Raw genomic sequence first — 272 nt, 5'->3', positions numbered from 1 at the left:
AACGTCCTACTCTCACAGGGACAAGGTCCCAACTACCATCGGCGCTAGAGAGCTTAACTTCCGTGTTCGGTATGGGAACGGGTGTGACCTCTCTGCCATCATTACCAGACTTTTATCATTATAAACATTTCTTTCGAAATGTCAAGAAGAAATTTTAATATATATTCCTTCAAAACTAGATAACATTTGCTACATATTATATGGTTAAGTCCTCGATCTATTAGTATTCGTCAGCTCCACATGTCACCATGCTTCCACCTCGAACCTATCAA

Annotated in this window: 1 rRNA gene; it reads right to left on the bottom strand. The window is 40.1% G+C overall.

The annotated features are described in order from the left end of the window. Positions 1-109: ribosomal RNA gene (gene rrf, locus MR112_RS28730) — 5S ribosomal RNA — on the bottom strand; the annotation flags it as partial. Positions 110-272: the final 163 nt, after the last annotated feature.

The organism is Bacillus cereus group sp. BfR-BA-01330 (assembly GCF_022663885.1).
Taxonomy (GTDB): Bacteria; Bacillota; Bacilli; order Bacillales; family Bacillaceae_G; genus Bacillus_A; species Bacillus_A cereus.
This window is presented reverse-complemented; position numbering and strand designations above follow the sequence as displayed.